22 protein-coding genes are annotated in these 22,838 nt (G+C 67.3%); 3 read left to right on the top strand and 19 right to left on the bottom strand.

The window, feature by feature from the left end; all coding sequences use genetic code 11:
- On the top strand, positions 1-282 hold a 282-nt coding region (locus tag ABLE94_RS22915), incomplete at its 5' end, for a hypothetical protein (RefSeq protein ID WP_348810009.1).
- 212 nt (positions 283-494) lie between these two features.
- Here ABLE94_RS22915 and tyrS read toward each other — a convergent pair.
- From tyrS to infC, 18 genes are all read right to left on the bottom strand, one after another.
- Positions 495-1,853, bottom strand: coding sequence for a tyrosine--tRNA ligase (gene tyrS, locus ABLE94_RS22910; RefSeq protein WP_425476263.1), 1,359 nt, complete (start codon positions 1,851-1,853; stop codon positions 495-497).
- A complete protein-coding gene (locus ABLE94_RS22905) occupies positions 1,850-2,062 on the bottom strand; it encodes a Trm112 family protein (protein WP_348807477.1) in 213 nt (70 codons plus the stop codon). Before ABLE94_RS22905 ends, tyrS begins: the two co-directional genes overlap by 4 nt.
- 66 nt (positions 2,063-2,128) lie before the next feature.
- Entirely contained in the window at positions 2,129-5,146 is a 3,018-nt protein-coding gene (locus ABLE94_RS22900) for an AMP-binding protein (RefSeq protein ID WP_348810008.1), read from the bottom strand.
- A gap of 148 nt (positions 5,147-5,294) precedes the next feature.
- Positions 5,295-6,737 (bottom strand): argininosuccinate lyase, encoded by a 1,443-nt coding sequence (gene argH / locus ABLE94_RS22895; protein ID WP_348810007.1) that lies wholly within the window; start codon positions 6,735-6,737, stop codon positions 5,295-5,297.
- Positions 6,730-7,932 carry an argininosuccinate synthase gene (locus tag ABLE94_RS22890; RefSeq protein ID WP_348807481.1) on the bottom strand — a complete coding sequence of 401 codons (1,203 nt, stop codon included), beginning with the start codon at positions 7,930-7,932 and terminating at the stop codon, positions 6,730-6,732. The genes argH and ABLE94_RS22890 overlap by 8 nt, the downstream gene beginning before the upstream one ends.
- A gap of 105 nt (positions 7,933-8,037) precedes the next feature.
- Positions 8,038-8,550: an arginine repressor gene (locus ABLE94_RS22885; protein WP_348810006.1), complete on the bottom strand. Its 513-nt coding sequence runs from the start codon at positions 8,548-8,550 to the stop codon at positions 8,038-8,040.
- Complete coding sequence (gene argF / locus ABLE94_RS22880; RefSeq protein ID WP_348810005.1) at positions 8,547-9,470, bottom strand: ornithine carbamoyltransferase; 924 nt, start codon at positions 9,468-9,470, stop codon at positions 8,547-8,549. The genes ABLE94_RS22885 and argF overlap by 4 nt, the downstream gene beginning before the upstream one ends.
- Entirely contained in the window at positions 9,467-10,663 is a 1,197-nt protein-coding gene (locus ABLE94_RS22875; RefSeq protein ID WP_348810004.1) for an acetylornithine transaminase, read from the bottom strand. Before ABLE94_RS22875 ends, argF begins: the two co-directional genes overlap by 4 nt.
- On the bottom strand, positions 10,660-11,619 hold the full coding sequence (argB, locus tag ABLE94_RS22870; RefSeq protein WP_348810003.1) for an acetylglutamate kinase: 960 nt from the start codon (positions 11,617-11,619) through the stop codon (positions 10,660-10,662). The genes ABLE94_RS22875 and argB overlap by 4 nt, the downstream gene beginning before the upstream one ends.
- A complete protein-coding gene (gene argJ / locus ABLE94_RS22865; protein ID WP_348810002.1) occupies positions 11,616-12,857 on the bottom strand; it encodes a bifunctional glutamate N-acetyltransferase/amino-acid acetyltransferase ArgJ in 1,242 nt (413 codons plus the stop codon). The genes argB and argJ overlap by 4 nt, the downstream gene beginning before the upstream one ends.
- The gene (argC, locus tag ABLE94_RS22860; RefSeq protein ID WP_348810001.1) at positions 12,854-13,891 is read right to left on the bottom strand and encodes an N-acetyl-gamma-glutamyl-phosphate reductase; all 1,038 of its coding nucleotides are present in this window, start codon (positions 13,889-13,891) and stop codon (positions 12,854-12,856) included. The genes argJ and argC overlap by 4 nt, the downstream gene beginning before the upstream one ends.
- A 51-nt stretch (positions 13,892-13,942) precedes the next feature.
- A complete protein-coding gene (gene pheT, locus ABLE94_RS22855) occupies positions 13,943-16,420 on the bottom strand; it encodes a phenylalanine--tRNA ligase subunit beta (protein ID WP_348810000.1) in 2,478 nt (825 codons plus the stop codon).
- 46 nt (positions 16,421-16,466) lie between these two features.
- On the bottom strand, positions 16,467-17,549 hold the full coding sequence (gene pheS / locus ABLE94_RS22850; RefSeq protein ID WP_348809999.1) for a phenylalanine--tRNA ligase subunit alpha: 1,083 nt from the start codon (positions 17,547-17,549) through the stop codon (positions 16,467-16,469).
- Positions 17,550-17,688: 139 nt separating this feature from the next.
- Positions 17,689-19,011 (bottom strand): acyltransferase family protein, encoded by a 1,323-nt coding sequence (locus ABLE94_RS22845; RefSeq protein ID WP_348809998.1) that lies wholly within the window; start codon positions 19,009-19,011, stop codon positions 17,689-17,691.
- An 83-nt stretch (positions 19,012-19,094) separates the two neighbouring features.
- Positions 19,095-19,901 (bottom strand): TrmH family RNA methyltransferase, encoded by an 807-nt coding sequence (locus ABLE94_RS22840; protein WP_425476264.1) that lies wholly within the window; start codon positions 19,899-19,901, stop codon positions 19,095-19,097.
- A gap of 49 nt (positions 19,902-19,950) precedes the next feature.
- Positions 19,951-20,331: a 50S ribosomal protein L20 gene (rplT, locus tag ABLE94_RS22835; protein ID WP_238423314.1), complete on the bottom strand. Its 381-nt coding sequence runs from the start codon at positions 20,329-20,331 to the stop codon at positions 19,951-19,953.
- Positions 20,332-20,371: 40 nt separating this feature from the next.
- Positions 20,372-20,566, bottom strand: a complete 195-nt coding sequence (rpmI, locus tag ABLE94_RS22830; protein WP_012834577.1) for a 50S ribosomal protein L35 — start codon at positions 20,564-20,566, stop codon at positions 20,372-20,374.
- A 110-nt stretch (positions 20,567-20,676) separates the two neighbouring features.
- On the bottom strand, positions 20,677-21,297 hold the full coding sequence (infC, locus tag ABLE94_RS22825; protein WP_348810013.1) for a translation initiation factor IF-3: 621 nt from the start codon (positions 21,295-21,297) through the stop codon (positions 20,677-20,679).
- Between the two features lie 285 nt (positions 21,298-21,582).
- On the opposite strand from infC, the gene ABLE94_RS22820 reads away from it, so the two are divergent.
- Positions 21,583-22,008: a DUF1844 domain-containing protein gene (locus tag ABLE94_RS22820; RefSeq protein ID WP_348809996.1), complete on the top strand. Its 426-nt coding sequence runs from the start codon at positions 21,583-21,585 to the stop codon at positions 22,006-22,008.
- Positions 22,009-22,070: 62 nt separating this feature from the next.
- A complete protein-coding gene (locus ABLE94_RS22815) occupies positions 22,071-22,391 on the top strand; it encodes a PspA domain-containing protein (RefSeq protein ID WP_348809995.1) in 321 nt (106 codons plus the stop codon).
- Between the two features lie 18 nt (positions 22,392-22,409).
- Here ABLE94_RS22815 and ABLE94_RS22810 read toward each other — a convergent pair whose 3' ends face one another.
- Positions 22,410-22,784 carry a Uma2 family endonuclease gene (locus tag ABLE94_RS22810; RefSeq protein WP_348809994.1) on the bottom strand — a complete coding sequence of 125 codons (375 nt, stop codon included), beginning with the start codon at positions 22,782-22,784 and terminating at the stop codon, positions 22,410-22,412.
- Positions 22,785-22,838 lie beyond the last annotated feature (54 nt).

Here is a 22,838-nt window from a genome sequence, read left to right as displayed (position 1 = left end):
GAAAAAACACTGAAACCAAAGTTTCAACACAATCTCAGCCAGAGAGACAAAAAGAACCTGACCAAAAAACAATCCAAAAAACTGGCAAAAAAACAAACTCACAAACACCACCCCACAACACGCAGGGCAGCATCACAAATAAGATTCGTTCACATGCCATTCAAAAAAATGGCATCAAACAATCCACCAACACACTATCGAGTTCTCAAAGAACACACACCCACCAACACCACCCACACAGGGCGAACTCCGATGAGCTTGTTCTGTTTCCCAGATCGTTGACCCTTGCTCGGGCAACTTTTCCAGGTTACCAGCCGTGTTCCGCGGGTGCAAGTTGCGCCCTCCGGCTTCCGACTACATCCCAGAGTACGACGCCCCTCCAGCGGAGGGAAGACACTCAGCAACCCCCGAATCCTTGTCGGCCCCGGGGGAGTTGCTCTCTGCGGTGCAACAAGAAAGTTACACAGACGCGAACAGCACGTCAAATCCCCTGGTCAGAGCGAGATTGTCGCACCGGCGAAGCTCTTCTTACCGCGCCGGATCACCAACCACCGGCCATGCAGCACGTCGCCGGCACCGGGGCGCCAATCGGCATCGGTGATCTTCGCGTTGTTCACGTACGCGCCACCCTCGCCGATGGCACGACGGGCAGCCTTGTTGCTGTCGCAAAGACCGGTGTCCACCAGGAGCTCGACCATCGTCGGCGCCGAATCCGTGTACTCCGCGATCGTGGTCTCTCCGAGAGCGGCGGCCAGCGTTGCCTCGTCCAGTTCGTGGAGGTCGCCGCGTCCGAACAATGCCTGACTCGCAAGCTCAACGGCGGCGGTGTTGGCCGAACCATGGATGAGCGTGGTCATCTCGGCGGCAAGCCGCTTCTGCGCGAGGCGTAGATGCGGCGTGTCGACGGTCGCCTGCTCGAGCTCGGCGACCTCGTCCCGGGTGAGGAAGGTGAACCACCTGAGATACCGCACCACATCGGCATCCGCGGTATTCACGAAGTACTGGTACCAGGCGTAAGGGCTGGTCAGCTCCGGATCGAGCCACAGGCTGCCGCCACCGGTGGACTTCCCGAATTTCTTGCCGTCCGACGACGTCACCAACGGCACCGTCATGGCATGGACCGAATCACCGTCCACTCGGCGGACGAGGTCGACGCCACCGATGATGTTGCCCCACTGATCCGACCCGCCCACCTGCAGGAGGCAACCGTAACGGCGATGCAACTCGAGAAAGTCGTTGGACTGCAACAGGATGTAGCTGAACTCGGCGTAGCTGATGCCGTCGCTCTCCAGCCGCCGCTTCACGGTCTCGCGCGCGAGCATCACGTTGACCGAGAAGTGCTTGCCGAGGTCCCGGAGGAAGTCGATGACCGTCATCTCCCCGGTCCAGTCGAGATTGTTCACCAGCACGGCACTGTTGGCCGAATCGTCGATGGTGACGAAACGCCGCAGCTGGCCACCGATCCGATCCGCCCATCCGCGCACGACGTCGACGGAGTTCATCGTCCGCTCGCCGACGTCCCGTGGGTCGCCGATCATCCCGGTCGCGCCGCCGGCGAGGACCAGTGGACGGTGCCCGGCGAGCTGAAAACGCCGCAACGTCAGCAGCGGCACCAGATGCCCGGCATGCAGGCTCGACGCGGTCGGATCGAAGCCCGCATACAGCGTCACCGGTCCGGCCGACAAGGTCGACCGGAGTTCATCGAGATCGGTGGACTGCGCGATGAGCCCGCGCCACTGCAATTCATCGATGATGTCGGTGGTCACCGCGGGCGTCTGCGACTTCTCAGCACTCACGACGTCGATCTTGTCACCCGTGCCGAGGCCGACCGCATCGGGCATCGACGATGTCACGACCCGGCGGTGAGTCGGTTGTGCTCGGCGTCGTCGACGGACCGTGCCTCATCGGCCAGCATGACCGGGATGCCATCCGCATCGATGTGATAGGCGACCCGTAGGCGAGGGTTGTAGAGATCGTCTCCCGCGTCGAGCAACGGTCCGTGATCCTGTGGGCAGACCAGCCGTTCCCGAACGATCGGGTTGATCGCCTCCGCACGCGACATCGTGTCTGATTCCTCTCGTCCTCTTCTCGGCGCCGCTGGGCAGGCGGCATGATCGGTCACCCTCAATCATGCCCCCGCGGTCGCCGACACCTCGTCAGCGGCACGATCATCGCCCCGGTGTTCCCAGGGAACCTTGGCGGCCGCCGACCTCGTGTATCTGCGGTACCGGCCATCATCGTCGCGATACCAGACCTTGGGTCCCGGCCGCGGAACCCCCGCGCGTCGAAGCTCGTTGCTCAGCGGACGATACGAATCGGACACGGGAATGTCGTCCACGACGTGGATCAGGTGCGGCCGACTCTCCGCAGGCAGAGCGCCCAATGCCACGCGCAACTGCGTCACGGTGAGCGAGTCGGCCCGGGCATCGTCTCGCAAGGTGACCGCAGCCACTGCGAGGCCGTTCTCCACTTCGCCGACCCCGTAGGCGACAACCTGGTCGACGGCCTCCATCCGAGACAGTGCCTGCTCGATGGGCGGCAGGTAGACGACACCGTCGGAGCTGCGCACCCTGGCGTCGGTCGACCCCATGAACCACATGTCGTCGTCGGCGTCGCGGTAGAACAGGTGACCCGACACCTCCCAGCGGTCCCGCGATGCGAAGACGTCCCGCAACACGGTTGCCGAGGTGTCCAGGCGGGATGGGGTGCGCGCCAACAGAAGTCCCACCTCGCCGACCTCCGCGCGCCGGACGAAGCCGTTCCCGCCAACCGCGAGGCGACGATGGTCGAGGTCGATCGCGGCGATCTGCACCGGGTTGGTCTCGGGGAGTGCGCGGCCCATCGATCCGATCTTGTCGCCGGACACATTGGCCAGGATCGCCGATCCGTCCGCCGTCGCGAAGAACTCGAGAACGCGGGCTCGCGGGAAACTCGAGAGCACGTCCTTCCAGAGTCCGGTGGGCATTCCCGAACCCATGAGCAGGCGTATCGGGTTGTGTTCGTTGATGTGGAAGTCCGGTGATCGCACGATTTCGCGCATCATCGTCCAGGTGTAGGACACCACCGTGACGCCGTACCGGCGGACCTCGGTGCTGAACGTCTCCGCATCGATGCCATTGGACAGCGCGATGCGTGAGCGGCCGACGACGGTCGCGCCGAGGGTGGTCAGCAGGCCGGACGCATGGTGCAGTGGCGGTAGGCAGTAGACGGTGTCGCGGTCGGTCAATCCGGCCGCCGACGCGGCGCCGAATGCCGACATCGCGAACCGGTGGTTGGTGATCGGCCACACCGCCAGATTGCCCTGGGCGCGGGTGAACAGAATGAATGCGAGATCGCCGGCCAGTCCGGGATCGGGGCGGTACCAGGCGGGTACCGGCACCGATTCCGGATCGATCTGCTCCATGTCGATCACCTGTCGACCGTCGGCACCGTCGATGACTCGTGAGTCGCCGCTACCGCCACCGAGCACCAGGACACGCTCGGCATGGTCGGCGACGACGTCGACGTGGTGCGGATCGGCGATCACCACGGTGCAGTCGGTCAGGCGCAGCATCTCGGGGATGTCACCGTCGGCCGACAACAGCACCGCCACCGCGCCCAGCCGCGACAGTGCCGCGACCACGACCAGGGCACTGGGGCGTGTGGCCATCAGGACGCCGACGTGTTGGCCCGGACGGATACCGCATGAGATGAGTCCGGCGACCACGTTGTCGATGCGGGTGTTGACCTGCGCGTGGGTCAGCACGCGGTTCTCGAAGAGGAACAGTTCCTTGTCGGCACCTCGTTTGGTGTTCTCCGACATCAACTTCCCGAGCGAGATCTGGGTGCCCGGCTGGATCTGCCCGAGACGGAACAGGCGTGGCACCGTCCGCACGGACTCCTGCGCCACCGCGAGCGACGAGCGCTGGAACGTCGTCGCCAATTCGACGATCTCGCGCGACAGACCTGCCCCGGCGTCGGCGACCGCACCGAGCCCGTGCGTGAGTCGCGACGCCAGGCTCACGCCGCTGCCATGACCTGGTTCGCCGAGCACCATCGGCTCGATGCGATCGGGTTGTTCACGCAGACCGGACTGCCATTCGATCCATTCCGCGGTGATCGGCCACGTCTGCGCCCCAGCCGTGCTACCGACGACGAGCCCGAAATGTCCTACCGGAACCCGGGATTCATAGACCTGCGAGTCCGGAGCGGCCCGCACGATGCCCCGGACCGCGGCCGGCTGCCCGATGTCGTCGGCTTCCCCGACGAATGCCAGAGTGGGACAGGTGATCTCAGACAGCGTGACCACCTCTCCGTTGATCACGAAGCCACCCGAGACCATCCGGTTGTGCACCACGAACTGGCGCAGCAGCTCCGCGATCGCCGGCCCGGACCACGCCACCCATCCATCGGACTCGAGGAATCGGCGCTGGTCCTCCCTGGGCAGCAACGCATCCCGGTCGTGCAGTTGGCGGAGGAAGTCGATGCGGCTTCGTGCCGTCTTGACCGGATCGAGCATCTGAAATCCCAGGCGCGCCAACCATCCCGGCACCCAGAGGTTGCCGACCACGCGATCGGCGAGGATCTCGGCTCCGGGGACCACCAGCCCGGCCGGCAGGCCCAACGGCAGGGCGGCCAGCACGTCGACCGGGCTCCCGAAGGTGATCAGACTGGCCAGGCCACGCGATCGCCGAAACGCGGCCGTCTGGTAGGCGAACATCCCGCCCTGCGAGTAGCCGGCGAGGTGGACATCCTTACCGGTCGACTCGATGATCTGATCGATCGCGCGGCTGACGGCCACCACGTGGTCGGCGAGATTGCGCTCCATCCCGCCCTCTTCGGAGTCGGGCGAGCCGAAGTCGATGACCCAGGGGGTGATGCCGTGGCGATGCAGAATGGATACCGCACCATTGTGCTCGGTGACGTCATAAACGTTGGCGGACACCATCATCGGTGGAATCAACACCACGTTGGGGCCGCCGGTGTCGTCGTCGGGGAAGTACTTGCGGAGTCGGAACATCTTCTCGGTCTCCACGACCGCGAACGGTGCCGGCAGCGTGCCCGTCTCCAGTCCGCCCAACCGCAGGACCTCGAGTCCGTTCTGCGCTGTCGCGACCACCCTTCCGACCATCGCGCCGACATCCGGCAGTCCGCCGATACCGACCATCTCCTCGACCTCCCCTCATCCGGAGGTACCCGCACGTGCGTCTGGTGTGTCGTGTCCCCGATCACGCCACACCCGGGCACCATCACAGACACCGCCCACCAGTGTGGGCCCTCACTCTACTCAACCGCGTGTGGACAAACGCGGATTATCACTGCAGTATGCGCCCCGCCCAGTCGGCGCGCTGCCGGGCCACCACGTCACGCAGCACCCCCAACTGGCGACGGACCTGGCCGGGCGCCGTGCCGCCGTGCGCGTCGCGCGATTCGATGGAGCCCCGCACCGACAACACGTCGCGGACCTCAGGCGTCAACGCCGGATCGATGGCGGCGAACGTCGCGTCGTCGAGTCCATCGAGGCCCACTCCCCGACTCTCCGCCTCTCGCACGCACGCCCCGGCCAGCTCGTGGGCGACACGGAACGGCACGCCTTGTCGCACCAGCCACTCGGCGATGTCGGTGGCCAGGGTGAACCCGGCGGGCGCGAGCTCGGCCATGCGGTCTTCGTGGAACTCGAGGGTGGCGACGAGCCCGGTGATGGCGGGTAACAGGAGTTCGAGCTGCGCGACCGCGTCGAAGACCGGTTCCTTGTCCTCCTGGAGGTCACGGTTGTAGGCCAGCGGCTGCGCCTTGAGTGTGGCCATCAGTCCGGCCAGGTCCCCGATGAGGCGCCCGGCCTTGCCGCGGGCGAGTTCGGCGACGTCCGGGTTCTTCTTCTGCGGCATGATCGAGCTACCGGTCGACCAGGCATCCGCCAGCGTGACATACCCGAATTCCGGTGTGCTCCAGAGGATCACCTCTTCGGACAAGCGGGAGAGGTCGACGGCGATCATCGCGAAGACGAAGGCCGCCTCGGCGGCGAAGTCACGTGAGGAGGTGGCGTCGATCGAGTTCTCGGCTGGGGCGTCGAATCCCAACTCGGTGGCGATGGCACCCGGATCCAATCCCAGCGACGACCCGGCCAATGCGCCGGAACCGTACGGGGACACCGCAGTTCGACGATCGGCGTCGGCAAGTCGGTCGACGTCGCGGATCAGCGGCTGGGCATGGGCCAGCAGATGGTGGGCCAGCAACACCGGCTGCGCGGCCTGCAGGTGTGTCTTACCGGGCATCACCGCATCCGGATGCGCGATCGCCTGTCCCATCAGTGCTTCCACCACATCGAGCACGCCGGTTGCCACGCGCGTCATGGCGTCGCGGACCCACATCCGAAACAGCGTCGCCACCTGATCATTTCGCGACCGTCCGGCCCGCAACCGACCGCCGAGCTCGGCCCCCACGCGTTCGATCAGTCCGCGTTCCAGTGCTCCATGCACATCCTCGTCGGTGGGCGCCGGACCGAAGGAACCGTCGGCGACGTCGGCGGCCAGACGATCGAGGCCGTCGAGCATCGCGGCCAGATCGTCGTCGCCGAGCAGTCCGGCAGTGTTCAGCACCCGGGCGTGCGCCTTGGATGCCCGGATGTCGAACGGCGCCAGCACCCAGTCGAAGTGGGTGGACTTGCTCAGTGCCGCCATCGCCGCGGCCGGGCCGTCGGCGAAGCGACCGCCCCAGAGCGACCCCTCGTTGGTGCCGCCGGTTCCGGTGTCACTCACCGATCAGGTCCCGTCGGGCCGCGATCTTGGACGACAGTCCGTGCAGTTCGACGAACCCGCGGGCGTTGGACTGGTCGAAGCTGTCACCCTCGTCGTAGGTGGCGAGGTTGAAGTCGTAGAGCGATTCGGGGCTACGACGTCCGTTGACGGCGATGTGACCACCGTGCAGGGTGAGCCGGATGTCGCCGGTGACATGCTCCTGGGTGGAGTCGACGAAGGCGTCGAGGGAGCGCTTCAGCGGCGAGAACCACAAACCGTCGTAGACGAGTTCGGCCCACTTCTGATCGGTCCGCCGCTTGTAGCGGCCGAGTTCGCGTTCGAGGGTGACGTGCTCGAGCTCCTCGTGCGCGGTGATGAGCACCATCGCGCCGGGTGCCTCGTAGACCTCACGGCTCTTGATGCCGACGAGCCGGTCCTCGACGACGTCGAGGCGCCCCACACCCTGGGCGCCGGCGCGGCGATTGAGTTCCTCGATGGCCTCGAGCACGCTCACCGGGCGGCCGTCGATGGCGATCGGGCGTCCCTTGTCGAAGGAGATGATCACCTCGTCGGGCGACTGCCAGTTGATGGTCGGGTCGTCGGTGTAGGAGTAGACGTCCTTGGTCGGCGCATTCCAGAGGTCCTCGAGGAATCCGGTCTCGACCGCGCGGCCCCACACGTTCTGGTCGATCGAGAACGGGGACTTCTTGGTCACGTTGATCGGGATCGCGTTCTCCTCGGCGAAGGCGATCGCCTTCTCACGGGTCCACGCGTAGTCGCGGACCGGCGCGATGACCTCGAGTTCGGGTGCCAGCGAGGCGAATCCGACCTCGAAGCGCACCTGGTCGTTGCCCTTGCCGGTGCAGCCGTGGGCGACGACGGTGCCGCCGTGGTCACGCGCGGCGGTCACCAGGTGCTTGGCGATCAGCGGCCGCGACAGGGCCGAGACCAGCGGGTACCGGTCCATGTAGAGGGCGTTGGAGGTGATCGCGGGCAGGCAGTAGTCGTCGGCGAACTCGTTTCGGGCGTCGACGAGCACCGCCTCGACGGCGCCACAATCGATGGCACGCTGGCGCACGACCTCCATGTCCTCGCCGCCCTGCCCGAGATCGAGCGCGACGGCGACGACCTCCTTGCCGGTCTCCTTGGCGATCCAGCTGATGGCGACCGAGGTATCCAGTCCGCCTGAGTATGCGAGTACGACGCGATCGGCCATGGTGATGTGAGCTCCTGTTTCGTGGTGTGTGCGTCCGTGGGGACGCGAGGTGAGTCGGGTCTGCGGGGGTGGGGTCGTCGTGGCTTTCGGAGGTTGGTCAGCCGATCACACGAGACCCTCGATTCGTCGGGCGAGTTCGGCGCCGTCGATGGGGTCGCGGGCGCAGACGAAGATCGTGTCGTCGCCGGCGATCGTGCCGACGACGTCGGGCAGGCTGGCGCGGTCGATCGCGCTGGCGAGGTAGTGCGCGGCGCCCGGTGGGGTCCGCAGCACCGCCAGGTTGCCGCTGCTGTCGGTCGAGACGAGCAACTCCGACAGGAGCCGCGCGAGACGGTCGGTGCCGCCGAACACCCCGCGCAACGGCGATCCGTCCTCGGGCACCACGTACACGCCGACGCCGCCGTCGGCCGCGCGGAGCTTGACCGCGCCGAGCTCGTCGAGGTCGCGGGAGATCGTTGCCTGGGTGGCGTCGATACCCTGCGCGGAGAGCAGCTGCTGCAGTTCGGACTGACTGCGCACCTGATTCTTCGCGAGGATCTCGACGATCAGCGCGTGCCGGCCCGCCCGGGTGGACGCCAGCCGGGTCACCGGGTGATGGTGCTCGCTGGAGGCCGTCACGATCGCTCCAGCAGCCAGATGAGCAGCGCCTTCTGGGCGTGCAACCGATTCTCCGCCTCGTCGAGGACGACGCTGGCCGGGCCGTCGATGACCTCGTCGGTGATCTCGTCACCGCGGTGCGCGGGCAGGCAGTGCAGCACGATCGCCTCGGGGTCGGCGACGGCGAGGAGTTCGGAGTTGATCTGATACGGCAGGAAGGGCGCCTTGCGGTCCTTACCGTCGTCCTCCTGCCCCATCGAGACCCAGGTGTCGGTGACGAGCACGTCGGCTCCGGTGGACGCCCGCTGCGGATCACCGATCACGCTGATGGAACCGCCGGTGACGTTGGCACGCTTCTCGGTGTCGGCGATCACCTGCGGGTCGGGTTCGAAGCCGAGCGGCGAACTGATCGTGACGTGCATTCCGGCGGTGACGCCGCCCAGAGCCAGCGAGTGCGCCATGTTGTTGGCGCCGTCACCGAGGTAGGTCATCTTCAGCCCGGCGGTGCGGCCCTTGCGCTCGATGATGGTCTGCAGGTCGGCCAGCACCTGGCAGGGGTGGAAGGTGTCCGACAGTGCGTTGATCACCGGGACGGTCGCGGTCGCGGCCATCTCCTCGAGACGTTCGTGTCCGAAGGTCCGCCACACGACGGCCTCGACGAACCGGGACAACACCCGACCGGTGTCCGCGAGGGACTCGTCTCGGCCGAGTTGGGTGGTCCGGCCGTCGACGACGACGGCGTGCCCGCCGAGCTGCGCGACACCCATCTCGAAGGAGAACCGGGTGCGGGTGGAGTTCTTGTCGAAGATGACGCCGACCCCGCGCGGTCCTTCCAGCGGCCGGAAGGCGTACGGGTTGGCCTTCACCTCGGCGGCGATCGCCAAGATCTGCGTCTGCTCGTCGGGTGTCACGTCGTCATCGCGCAGGAAGTGCCGGGTCACGACTTCTCCTTCCGGTCGGCGGCGGCCGCCGCGGTGTCCAGGAAACCGGGCAGCGCGGCGACGAAATCGGCGCCCTGCTCTTCGGTGAGAATCAGCGGCGGGGCCAGTCGCAGCACGTCGGGTGCCGGCGCGTTGATGAGGTATCCACCGTCCCGGGCCGCCGCCTCGGTGCCGGCGGCCAGCGGCGCGTTGAGCACGATCCCGAGCAGCAGTCCCGCACCCCGCACGTGTGAGATCTGCGGATGGCCCAGATCCTCGATGCCGGTGGCGATCGATTTCCCCACGGCCGCAACGTGATCGACGAGACCCTGCTTCTCGATCTCACCCAGGACCGCGAGCGCGGCGGCGGCCGAGACGGGATTGCCTCCGAACGTGGTGCCGTGTTGGCCGGGAGTGAACAGCTCGGCTGCCGGACCGGTGGCCACGCACGCACCGATCGGCAACCCACCGCCGAGCCCTTTCGCCAAGGTCATCACGTCGGGCACCACACCCACCTGCTGATGCGCGAAAAAGGTTCCGGTGCGGGCGATCCCGGTCTGCACCTCGTCGAGGATCAGCAAGGCCCCGTGTTCCGCGGTGATCCGGCGGGCGTGCGCGAGGTAATCGGCGGGGGGAACCACCACGCCCGCCTCCCCCAGGATCGGCTCGAGAATGACCGCCGCGGTCTGTTCGCCGACGGCCGACTCGAGTGCCGCGACGTCGCCGTAGGGCACGAAATCGACCCCGGGGGGCATCGGCTCGAACGGTGCCCGTTTGGCGGGTTGCCCGGTCATCGCCAGGGCGCCCATGGTCCGGCCGTGAAATGCCTTCTCGGCGGCGATGATCTGCGGACGGCCGGTGCGGCGCGCGAGCTTGAACGCGGCCTCGTTGGCCTCGGTGCCCGAGTTGCAGAAGAACACCCGGCCCGGATGCCCGAACCGGTCGAGCAGGGCTTCGGCGAGTTCGACGACCCGCTCGTTCACGTAGAGGTTGGAGACATGCCCGAGCGTCTGCAACTGCGTCGACACCGCGTCGACGATGGCCGGGTGGGCGTGGCCGAGCGCGTTGACCGCGATACCGCCCAGCAGGTCGAGGTAGCGCCGGCCGTCGGCGTCCCACACGTAGGCGCCCTCACCGCGTTCGAGTGTGATCGGCGGGGTGCCGTAGTTGTTCATCAACGCCGACGACCAGCGCTGCTGCCATGGGGTGGTCATGAGTGCTCGGCCTTCGTTCCGGGTTGGGTGAGAGTTGCTGTGGGAGAATCGGAGTCGACGTCGCCGGGCACGACGGTGGTGCCCGCGGAGCTCGATGTGAGCAGTTCCGCGAGGACCGCGTGGGGTACCCGCCCGTCGATGACGTGGGCGCGGCTCACCCCACCGGTGACCGCGCGCAGGCAGGCCTCCATCTTGGGAACCATGCCCGAATCCAGGCGCGGCAGGAGTTGCGTCAGGGCGTCGGTGCCGATCTGCGAGACCAGCGACGAACGGTCCGGCCAGTCGGTGTAGAGACCCTCGACGTCGGTGAGCATCACCAGTCGCGACGCGCCGAGAGCCTCGGCGAGGGCCCCGGCGGCGGTGTCGGCGTTGATGTTGTGGACCACGCCGTCGCGGTCGGGTGCGATCGTGGAGACGACGGGAATCCGGCCGGCCGCAACGAGATCGAGCACCGCCGAGGTGTTCACCGAGGTGATGTCACCGACCAGACCGATGTCGGTGGCCACACCCTCGACGAGGACGGTGCGGCGGGTCGCGGTGAACAGGTGCGCGTCCTCACCGGTCAACCCCACCGCATACGGACCGTGTGCGTTGATCAGTCCGACCAGTTCACGCCCGACCTGACCGAAGAGCACCATCCGGGCGACATCCATCACCTCGGGTGTGGTGACGCGGAAGCCGCCCCGGAATTCGCCGGACAGGCCCAATCTGGAGAGCATCGCCGAGATCTGCGGCCCCCCACCGTGAACGACCACCGGATGCATACCGCACGCGCGGAGGAACACCATGTCGGCGGCGAAGGCGCGTTTGAGATCCTCGTCGATCATCGCGTTGCCGCCGTACTTGACGACGACGGTCGCGCCGGCCAGCGCCTGCAGGGCCGGAAGCGCCTCTGCCAACACGGTCGCCTTGTCGATGGCCGGCAGGTCGGACTGATCGATCCCGTTGTCGCTCATGAGGAGTACGCCGAGTTCTCTTCGACGTAGGCGTGCGAGAGGTCGGTGGTGCGGATGGTGGCACTCGCCTCACCGAGCCCCAGCTCGATCCGGACGATGACGTCGACAGCCGACAGATCGACGTCGCGGGCACCCTCGGCACCGGTTCCGTCGACACACACCGCATGTCCGTTGAACGACACCGAGATACGGTCCGGCTCGATCGGGACCGGCGCGATGCCGACGGCCGCCAGCACCCGGCCCCAGTTGGGATCAGAACCGAACAGTGCGGTCTTCACCAGCGAATCCCGGGCGACGACACGGGCAATGGTGATCGCGTCGTCCTCGGTGCGCGCCCCGGCGACGGTGATCAGGATCCGCTTGGTGACACCCTCGGCGTCGGCCATGAGTTGCGCCGCGAGATCGTCGCAGACGGCGAGGACGGCGTCGTCGAGGTCGTCCTGCTCGACCGGGATCTGGCTGGCACCCGAACTGAGCAGTAGCACAGTGTCATTCGTCGAGGTCGAACCATCGATGTCGAGCCGGTCGAACGTTGCCGCGGTGGCGCGCCGCAGTGCGGTGTCGAGTTGTTCGGCGGTGGCGCGGGCATCGGTGGTGAGCACGCACAGCATCGTCGCCAGCGACGGCGCCATCATGCCGGCACCCTTGGCCATCCCACCGACGTTCCACCCCTGCGGATGATGCAGCGCAGCCTGTTTGGGCACCGTGTCGGTGGTCATGATGGCGTAGGCGGCGTCGGTTCCACCGGAGAGCCCACCACCCATCTCGTGGACGATCTCGGTGACCCCGGCGAGGACCTTGTCCATGGGCAGGCGATCACCGATGAGGCCGGTCGAGCAGACCGCGACCTCCACCGCACCGGTGTCGGTACCCCAGTTGCTCAGGGCGTCGGCGACGGCCTCGGCCGTGGCATGGGTGTCCTGGAAACCGCCCGGACCCGTACATGCGTTCGCGCCACCGGAATTGAGGATCACCGCGCGCAGACGTCCGGTGGTCAGCACCTGCTGCGACCACAACACCGGCGCGGCCTTCACCTGATTGCGGGTGAACACTCCCGCGGCGGAGTAGTCGGGGCCCTCGTTGAACACGAGCGCGAGATCGGCCTTGCCCGACGCCTTGATCCCGGCCGCGATACCGGCGGCACGGAAGCCGAGCGGCGCGGTGACGCCCTGTTCACGCAGCAACCGCGGGCCTTCGATCGGTGCTCCCCCGACGATCCGGTCATCCGATGTGGTCACGGTGCCACCCCCACGGTGCTCAGCCCTTCTGCCTCATCCCAGCCCAGTGCCAGGTTCATCGATTGCACGGCGGCGCCGCCGGTGCCCTTGGTCAGGTTGTCCACCGCGCCCACGGCGACGAGCGTGCCCGCCCGTTCGTCGACCGTCACTGCCAGTTGAACCGCATTGGAGCCGATCACCGAGCCGGTCGTCGGTAACGATCCGGCGGGCAGGACGTGGATGAAATGCTCGTCGGCGTAAGCCTTGTCGTACGCGGCACGGACCTCGTCGGCGCTCGCGCCCGTGCGGGCGGTGCAGGTGGCGAGGATGCCGCGGGACATCGGTACGAGGACGGGGGTGAAGGACACGCTGACCGGGATGTCGGCGGCCGCCGACAAGGCCTGCGCGATCTCCGGGGTGTGCCGATGGACTCCGCCGACGCCGTAGGCCCGGGCCGACCCGATGACCTCGGAGGCCAGCAGGTCGACCTTCGGCGCACGGCCGGCGCCCGAGGTTCCGCTCACCGCGACGACGATCACGGCCGGTTCGATCAGTCCCGCGGCCACGGCGGGCAGCAACGACAGGATCGAGATCGTCGGATAGCAGCCGGGCACCGCGATACGACTCGCGTCCCGCAGCACCTCCCGGTTGCCCGGGAGCTCCGGCAGACCGTACGGCCAGGTGCCGGCGTGATCACCGCCGTAGTACGTCGTCCAGTCGGCCGGGTCACGCAACCGGAAATCGGCACCACAGTCGATGACCAGGGTGGTCGGCGGCAATGCGTCGGCGATGGCCGCGGAGGTGCCGTGCGGCAACCCGAGAAATACCACGTCGTGTCCGGCGAGGATCTCCGGCGTGGTCTCCTCGAGCACCCGATCGGCAAGCGGAAGCAGGTGCGGATGCTGGGATCCGAGCGTGCTGCCCGCGTTGCCGCCGGCGGTCAACGCGCCGATCTCGAGGTCCCCGGACCGCAGTCGGGGATGTCCGCACAGCAGGCGCAGGATCTCCCCGCCCGCGTAGCCGCTCGCACCGGCGACCGCCACCTTGATCGTCATGCAATCATTATGCATGACGCTGCAAATCAATTCACCGGGGGTCGGTGGTGGTCAGCGCAGACGCGCGCCCACCTCGCTGCCCGCGTTCTCCACCGCGGCGAGCTTGGCCGCGTTGGCCTCGTCCTCGGTGAGCGTACGGTCCTGCGCACGGAATCGCAGGGCGAAGGTCAGCGACTTGTGACCCTCACCGACCTGGCTACCGGTGAAGACATCGAAGAGGTCGATGGACTCGAGCAGATCACCGGCACCCGCCCGGAGTGCCTCGGCGACCGCGGCAGCCGGAACGTCGGCGGCCACGACCACCGCGACGTCCTGGAGGACCGCCGGGAACACGCTGACGCGTGGCGCCGGAAGCACTGCGGTGAGCGGCAGTGCGTCGACGTCGACCTCGACCGCACAGGTCCGCTTGGGCAGTCCGGAGCGTTCGAGTACGGCCGGATGGAGTTCACCGGCGAAGCCGACGGTCACGCCGTCGACGGTCAGTCGCGCACACCGGCCGGGATGCCACGGGCGCTCATCGGCTGCGGACAGGTCCACGGTCACGCCCGCGGCACGGCCGACGGCCCGGGCGGCCTCGAACGCGTCGAGGTAGTCGGCCGCACGTCCCGGACCCCAGGGTCCCGCCGGATCGCGCTGACCGACGAGCACCGCGGCGACGTGCAACGGCTGATGCGGGAGCGAGGCGTCGAGCGCGGCGATCTCCTCCTCGGTCGGGCGTCGCGTGACATCGAGCGCGCCGACCGGGGCGACATGGTCACCGGCGATGACGACCTGACCCACGGTGAACAATGCCAGATCCCGCTGCCCGCGGGCGATGTTGCGTCCGGCCATCTCCAGCAATCCCGGCAGCAAGGTGGTGTTCAGTTCGGGCCGGTCGGCCTCGAGCGGGTTGAGCACCTTCACCGTCTTGCGACGCTCGTCGTCGGCGGGCAGATCCCACACATCGAACACACCGGCCGGCATGAACGGATACGGCAACACCTCGACGTAGCCGTCGAGGGCCAGGGCGCGACCGATACTGCGACGACGCTGCTGTTGCGGCGTCAGTCCGGTCCCGGCCGCCGGCGCGCGCGGCGGGATCGCCGGAATGTCCTCCAGACCCTCGAGGCGCAGCACCTCCTCCACGAGATCCGCGCGCTGACGCAGGTCCGGTCGCCAGGAAGGCGGCGTCACCGAGAGCCGATCGGTGCCGGCGACGATGCAGCCGACCTCGGTCAGCCGGGCCGCGGTGGTGCCGGCCGGATACGGGATGCCCGCGGTGCGGTCGGGTTCGTCGACGGCGATCTCGATCGGCGCGGGCGTCGGGGTGTCCACGCGGGCCTCCGACAACGGTCCGGCGACCTGCCCGCCGGCAAGGTCGACGATGAGCGATGCACCGCGGTCGGAGGCGACGACGGTGATCTCCGGATCGACCGTCCGCTCGAACCGTTTGGTGGCCTCCGAGGTCAGCTTGTGGCGCTTGCCGGTACGGAACACCCGCACCGGATCGAAGGTGGCCGATTCCAGCAGCACCCGGGTGGTGTCGGGACCCACCTCGGTGGCCGCCCCACCCATGATTCCGGCCAGCGCGATGGGACCGCTCTCGTCGGCGATGACGACATCCTCCGGATCGAGCTCACGCACGACGCCGTCGAGGGTGGTCAGCTTCTCCCCCGCGACCGCGTTGCGCACCGTGATCGTGCCGGTGAGTTTGTCGGCGTCGAACGCGTGCAGCGGTTGTCCGAGTTCGAGCATCACGTAGTTGGTGACGTCGACGATTGCCGAGATCGGTCGCACACCGGCGACCATGAGTCGTTTCTGTACCCACCACGGTGACACCGAGCGGGCGTCCACGCCGGTGAGCAGGCGCGCGGTGTAGCGGGTGGCCTGCGACGCCGCATCGATCGCCACCGGCCAGGGCTCGTCGTCGCCGGCCGCGAGCGGCTCGCCGGGGAGTCCGACGTCGACGAACGGCACCGAGAAGGCGCCGGCGAGTTCGCGACCGAGTCCACGGATGGAGAAGGCGTAGCCGCGGTCGGGGGTGACGTTGACGTCGATGGCGGCGTCGTCGAGGCCGAGGACCTCACGCGCGTCGGCACCGGGCTCGGCGGTGCCGGGGGCGAGGACGAGGATGCCCGCATGGTCGGTGCCGATACCCATCTCGGAAACCGAACAGATCATCCCGTCGGAGGTGTGTCCGTAGGTCTTGCGCGCGGTGATCTCGAACGGACCCGGCAGCACGGTTCCGGGCAATGCCGCGACGATCAGGTCACCTTCGGCGAAATTCCGTGCACCACAGATGATCCCGCGTGGCTCGGCCTCACCGACCTCGACCATGCAGTAGCGGATGGGTTTCTTGAACTCGGTCAGTTCAGTGATCGTCTGTACCCGGCCGATCACCAGCGGTCCGGTGATCTCCGGGAACGGATCGATGTCCTCGATCTCGAATCCGACGCGGACGAAGCCTGCGTCGATCTGCTCGGTGGTCGCCGACCAGGTCGGGTCGCCGGCGCGAAGCACCTCGGTGTACCAGGACTGTGGGGCACGCACGTCAGTCAGCTGCTTTCATCGATCGTTGGGCGGTGGGAGAAGCGGCTCAGGCCGCAGGGCCGAACGGGAGGGAGAAACGGATGTCCCCCTCGACCATGTCCCGCATGTCGGAGATGTCGTTACGGAACTGCAGGGTGCGTTCGAGGCCCATGCCGAACGCGAAGCCGGAGTAGACGTCAGGGTCGATTCCGCTGGCGCGCAACACATTCGGGTTCACCATGCCGCAGCCACCCCATTCGACCCAGCCGGGCCCGCCCTTCTTGCCGGGGAACCACACGTCGACCTCGGCCGACGGCTCGGTGAACGGGAAGTAGCTCGCGCGCATGCGGGTGGTGGTTTCGGGGCCGAACAGGGCCCGCGCGAACACCTCCAGGGTGCCGCGCAGATTGGCGAGGGTGAGGCCTTTGTCGACGGCGAGCCCCTCGATCTGGTGGAACACCGGCGTGTGGGTGGCGTCGAGTTCGTCGGTGCGGAAGGTGCGTCCCGGGCACGCCACGTAGATCGGCACCTCGCGGTTGAGCATCGAGCGCACCTGGACCGGCGAGGTGTGGGTGCGCAGCACCTGACGGGATCCCTCGGGTGCGATGTAGAAGGTGTCCTGCATCGACCGGGCCGGATGATCCGGAAGGAAGTTGAGGGCGTCGAAATTGTGATGCTCGGTCTCGACCTCCGGGCCTTCGGCGATCTCCCAACCCATCCCGACGAACACGTCGGCCACCTGCTCGGCGATCACCGTGATCGGGTGGCGGGCACCGGCGGGACGACGCCGCGACGGCAGGGTGACATCCACCGACTCGGCGACGAGGACCGCGGTGTCACGCTCGGCCTCCAGGACGACGATCCGGGCGTCGAGTGCGGCGCTCACGCGACCGCGCACCTCGTTGACGAGCTTGCCGGCGGCCGACCGCTGATCCTTGGGAAGGCTGCCGAGCGCGCGCCGGGCGAGTGCGATCGCCGACCGGTCGCCGAGATGCGCGGTCTTGGCCGCCGCGATCGCATCGAGGTCGGCGGCCGCATCAAACGCAGCGATCGCTGATGCGGCCGCGTCATCGAGCTCGTGCTGCTCGGGAAAACGGAGATCGGTGGTCGGTTGCTCGGACTTTCCCTGCTCTTTGCCGGAAGGTGCCACGGCTGGCGGACTCCTCGTATCGCGTGTCGGACAGACTCATCGATCGCTTGCGTACGGGCGAAACACACCGTCAGCGGCTGCGATGATTCCCTTCGAGGGTAGTCGACCCGCCAATCGTGACGACCTGCAGGGATCCCGCTCAGGAGATCGGCGCGACCTCGCGAGGGGAACGGGTGACCGCAAGCGAGCGCGCACCGATCGCCGCGGCCACCGTGACCACGATCCAGTACCAACCGGTGAGAATGCCGTCGTGGGCGAGCAGCAACAGTGACGCGGCGACGATCACGAGGCACAGCAGCATCGCGAAGTCCCGACCGGCCGGCGCCGAGCATTCCAGGGTTGCGTCCCACCACCGCAGCCGACGGTTCTCCAGCGGGCTGAGCACGGCGGTGACGACGATCATGAGCGTCACCAACATCAGGGTCTCGGCGATGATCGCCGGCACGAAGGTCGGGTTCGACGGATCACGCTCGAGGCCCAGCACCGTCCCCGCGGCGATGATCGCGGCCAGCACCGGAAGGTGCCAGAGGTACAGCGTCATCGCACCCCGATTGCCCATGGCGACCCACCACCACAGGCGCGGTCGCATGGTCAGCCGCGTCAGTGGTCCGCGAAGTGCGATGACCAGAGCGCACAGCGTGACCGCATGACCGGCGAGCAGCAGCGTCGGCGGGCTCATATTCGACAGTTGCTGACCGGGCACCGTCACCATCGACAGCTCGTACGGTCCGACCGCGACGAGCACGATGTCGGTGATGAGCGCGACGGCCGCGACCACCGCGGCCCAGCGGCGCGTCACCAATCGCTTGGCGTAGGCGATGCCGAAGATGGCCGGCAGCATCCACACGATCAAGAAGTTCAGGTACCCCAGCCACGCGGGACCGACGGTGAGCCGCACGGCGTCGACGGTCCCGGCCGCTGCCAGGCAGCAGACCACCGCCACGATCAGATGACAAGTGGTCGCGATGTGTTGCAGCAATGGCACCACGGCGAGCACGAGCAGATAGGCGCCGAGGAACCACAGGAGTTGGACCGACAATCCGGCGGTCACCCCGGCGGCGGTGTCGAGTCCGGTCAGCTTCAGGGCCCCCACCGCCGAGCCCGCGAACGCCAGATACCAGACGAGCGGGCGCAGCAGCCGTTGTGCGCGGCCGAGCAGCCACTGTCCCGGCGTCGTACCGGACCGCCACCCGTATGTCGCCGCCGCGGCACCGGCGAAGAAGAACAGCGGCATGATCTGCAATACCCAGGTGAGTGCCTGCAGGACCGGCACCGCCGCGAGGGTGTTGCCCAACGAGATCCGCCCGTCGTCGGTGACGACGGTCAGCATCAACGAATGCCCGACGATCACGACCACGAGGGAGACGATCCGGACCAGATCGACGACGCGGTCACGGCCAGCCGAGAGACGGTCGAGGTCACTAGCGTCGGGCATCTGCCGGGAGATGTTCACGATGTTCACCCGGTCGATTCTCGGGACACCACAGCCGCACGGCATGAGTGATTACACGCAGTCGGGCTGAGTGGCCGCGCCCGCGAGTGCGGTCAGGACGGGTGACGCGCCTGGACCCGTGCGCTCTCGTAGAGGCAGATCGATGCGGCCGCAGCAAGATTCAGACTCTCCGCGCGGCCCCGGATCGGGATGGAGACCCGGTGGTCGGCGAGCGCGGTGACATCGGCGGGCAGGCCGTGCGCCTCGTTGCCGAACAGCCAGGCCACCGCACCACGCAGCACCTCAGCCGCGTCGTCGAGGACGAGTTCACCGTAGGCGGCCGTGGCGAGCAGGGCAATCTCCTTGTCCTGCAATGCTTTCAGTGTTCCGGCGATGTCGCGCTGCCGCACGACGGGTAGGTGGAAGACGCTTCCGGCGCTGGCGCGGACACACTTGCCGTTGTGTGGGTCGACGGCGTCGCCGAGCAGGAGCACGGCGTCGGCACCCATGGCATCGGCGGTGCGGATCAACGTCCCGGCGTTGCCCGGCTCACGGGGTTCGACGGCGACCGCGAGCAATCGGGGCGCGCCGGCGAGCACGTCGTCGAGGTCGGCGTCAAGGAGCCTGGACACGGCGAAGATGCCTGGCGGCGTGGTGGTTTCCGACAGCTTCTGTGCAGCGCGTTCGGTCAGCCCGGAGGTCGGGATCCCGGCGGCGTGAGCGCGAATCAGGATGTCGGAGAATCGGTTCTCGTCGGAATCGCGCACCAGGATCTGATCGGCACGATCGGTGTCGAGCGCGGCGACAACCGCATTCGCGCCCTCCACGAGGAACCGCTGCTCGGCGCGACGCACCGCGGAACGATGCAGCTTGGCATACGACACGACCCGCGAGGATCGTTCGGACAGGATCTCCATCAGAGTCGTCCGTCGATCTCTCGCGGGTCGGTGTCGGCCGTGCGGTGGCTGATCAGGCAGCCGGCGCGTTGACGTCGGCGGGCAGCGCCTTGCGAGCAACCTCGACGAGACCGGTGAAGGCCTCCGGGTCGGTCACGGCGATGTCGGCGAGCACCTTGCGGTCCACCTCGACACCAGCGGCCTTGAGGCCCTGGATGAAGCGGTTGTAGGTGATGTCGTTGGCGCGGGCCGCGGCGTTGATACGCGCGATCCACAGCTTGCGGAACTCACCCTTGCGGGCGCGACGGTCCCGGTAGGCGTAGGTCAGCGAGTGGAGCTGCTGCTCCTTGGCCTTGCGGTACAGACGCGAACGCTGTCCGCGGTAACCCTTGGATGCCTCCAGGGTTGAACGACGCTTCTTCTGGGCGTTGACGGCCCTTTTCACGCGTGCCATTGGTCAATCCTCTTCTTCGGTAGTGGTCTGGGCGCAGCCGTCAGCGGTTCAGCAGGCGCTTGATGCGCGGCGCATCGTTCTCGCTCACGACGGTGGTGCCGTCGAGGCGACGGGTACGACGCGAGGACTTGTGCTCCAGCAGGTGGCGACGGTTGGCCTTCTGGCGCACGATCTTGCCGCTGCCGGTCACCTTGAAACGCTTCGCGGTGCCCTTGTGGGTCTTGCTCTTTGGCATGTCTTTCCTTCATTCGAGCGAGCGGGAGCTACCCGCGTCGGCGGGTGTGCTCACGTTCGCAGTGGTCTGGCCGTCGCCGGCCTGCGGACGCGGCCGGCGATCGGTATCGACTAGCTCGCGGCGTCGGGTGCGGCGGCGTCCTTGGCTTCCCGGGCGGGACGCTGGGACTGCTGCTGTGCCTTGACGCGGGTCTTCGCACCCTTGTGGGGGGCGAGGACCATGGTCATGTTCCGTCCGTCCTGCTTGGCCGAGGTCTCGATGAACCCGTAGTCGGCGACGTCGTTGCCGAGTCGCTGCAGGAGCCGGAATCCGAGTTCGGGGCGTGACTGCTCACGACCGCGGAACATGATGGTGACCTTCACCTTGGACCCGTCCTTCAAGAACCGGATGACGTGACCCTTCTTGGTCTCGTAATCGTGGTCGTCGATCTTCGGGCGGAGCTTCTGCTCCTTGATGACGGTCATCTGCTGATTGCGACGCGCCTCGCGCTGTTTCTGAGCGGCTTCGTACTTGAACTTGCCGTAGTCCATGATCTTGCACACCGGCGGACGGGCGTCGGGTGCGACCTCGACCAGATCCAGATCAGCCTCGTAGGCCAGGCGGAGCGCATCTTCAACACGCACGATGCCCACCTGCTCCGAATTCGGTCCGACGAGTCGGACCTCCGGGACGCGGATGCGCTCGTTGATGCGGGTCTCAGTGCTGATGGGGCCTCCTTGATAATTCCGAATAGGTCGGCCGCCGCGGGTGTGTCGGGCGCAGGAGGAATTCGCCTCAGCAAAAAGCCCCGCTCGCGATCCTCACGGATCGTCGGCAGGGCTCCATCACCGACCGGTCCACCGATGACAGCATCGGACGGATCCATCCACGCTCACGCGCGGTGAAACCGCTGGACCGGACCGTACAACTGCGTCTGTCAGAATCGCTTCTGCGGGATCGCGTCGTAGCGGTGGGAGCCGAACTCCACTTGCTACCCCGGCGGACCGGGGCGGTCGTGCTATGGAAGTCTAACAGTCATGACCGGGAATACCTATTCGCCCTCCGACGACGCCGCTGGTAGCGGGGCTGACGACGGGAATCCAGGTGACGGCCGGACCGCAGAGAACACTTCCAATTCCGTCGACGACAACGTCCGCGACCTGGCCGATATTCCGGCGATCGAGGTGATCACCAAGGCCGCATTCATGCTGATGAGCGCGGCCGCGGAGAAGTTGGGCGCCGGTGAGGCCGACGTCGACCTCGACGAGGCGCGGCGCCTGATCACCGCGCTCGCCGGGCTCGTCGACGCGGCGAAGCCGGACCTCGGCATCCATGCAGCACCGGTCCGGGAAGCCCTCAAGCAACTGCAGCTCGCCTTTCGCGATGCGAGCGCCTACCCGGATGAGCCGGGTGAGGGTCCCGGTGAGAAGTACACCGGCCCGGTGCGCGATCGGCGGGGGTGACACTCGGGTCGTCATTCGTGCAGGTACGTCCGCCGCGCGACGAGGACACCTACCCTGGTCGCATGACCGCACCCGAGGACCCCACTCCGACCGAGCCCGCATCTCCGGTCGATGACGTGATCGACGCGGAGATCGTGAGCGCGCCGACCGGTCCGCCGGCTCCGCCGCTCCCCGATCCGGACTACTCCGAAGCCGGAGTTCCGTCGTTCGACTTCGTACGCGACAAGATCGAGAATCGCATCGCCACGGCGATCGGATCGCAGGAGCTGGCCGAATCCACACCTGAGGGTCAGCAGGTCGACGAGATGATGCACAAGCGCGACGAGGCCGCCAAGAAACGCCTGGAGGAGATCCGCAGGTCGATGGGGAGCTCCGGTAGCTGAACCACGCGCAGCGGGCCGTCAGGCGAACTGACCCAGGAGTCGGGCCGGTATCACCTGCACGGGGTACGGACGGGCTGTCTCGAAGACCTGGTCACCGACCACCGTTGCCGACTCGTGGTAACGGTCCTCACGGAGTTCATAGACGGTCTGCGCCACCCGTTCGGGGTCGATGACCCAGTAACTCGGGACCCCGAGTCGTTGGTACGCCGCCTTCTTGGTGTTGAGGTCGTGTAGCGCGGTGCTCGGTGATGCCACCTCGACCACGAGCACGGGTGCTCCATCGATGAGTTCGTACCGGTGACCGTCATCGGGCATCCCCTCCAGATCGCGCACCGTCAACGGACGCGAACCGGGGATCGGGAAACCGTCACGAGTGGTCGTCACGCTCTCCATGGTGCACCTCCTCGGTCGCCTGTACCCGTCAGAGAACCACACGCCTACGACGAT

It is taken from the genome of Gordonia sp. VNK1, from assembly GCF_040049135.1.
Classification (GTDB): domain Bacteria; phylum Actinomycetota; class Actinomycetes; order Mycobacteriales; family Mycobacteriaceae; genus Gordonia; species Gordonia oleivorans.
Note: the sequence above shows the minus strand (reverse complement) of the source record. Positions and strands in the feature narration are given on the sequence as shown.

Bases quoted from the DNA above. Each gene is read 5' to 3' on its own strand.
- ABLE94_RS22905 (WP_348807477.1), bottom strand. From the start codon at position 2,062: ATGTCGCGTGCGGAGGCGATCAACCCGATCGTTCGGGAACGGCTGGTC.
- ABLE94_RS22820 (WP_348809996.1), top strand. From the start codon at position 21,583: ATGACCGGGAATACCTATTCGCCCTCCGACGACGCCGCTGGTAGCGGG.
- ABLE94_RS22900 (WP_348810008.1), bottom strand. From the start codon at position 5,146: ATGGTCGGTATCGGCGGACTGCCGGATGTCGGCGCGATGGTCGGAAGG.
- ABLE94_RS22890 (WP_348807481.1), bottom strand. From the start codon at position 7,932: ATGGCCGATCGCGTCGTACTCGCATACTCAGGCGGACTGGATACCTCG.
- ABLE94_RS22875 (WP_348810004.1), bottom strand. From the start codon at position 10,663: ATGACCACCCCATGGCAGCAGCGCTGGTCGTCGGCGTTGATGAACAAC.
- ABLE94_RS22815 (WP_348809995.1), top strand. From the start codon at position 22,071: ATGACCGCACCCGAGGACCCCACTCCGACCGAGCCCGCATCTCCGGTC.
- rpmI (WP_012834577.1), bottom strand. From the start codon at position 20,566: ATGCCAAAGAGCAAGACCCACAAGGGCACCGCGAAGCGTTTCAAGGTG.
- ABLE94_RS22810 (WP_348809994.1), bottom strand. From the start codon at position 22,784: ATGGAGAGCGTGACGACCACTCGTGACGGTTTCCCGATCCCCGGTTCG.
- rplT (WP_238423314.1), bottom strand. From the start codon at position 20,331: ATGGCACGCGTGAAAAGGGCCGTCAACGCCCAGAAGAAGCGTCGTTCA.
- argC (WP_348810001.1), bottom strand. From the start codon at position 13,891: ATGACGATCAAGGTGGCGGTCGCCGGTGCGAGCGGCTACGCGGGCGGG.
- argB (WP_348810003.1), bottom strand. From the start codon at position 11,619: ATGAGCGACAACGGGATCGATCAGTCCGACCTGCCGGCCATCGACAAG.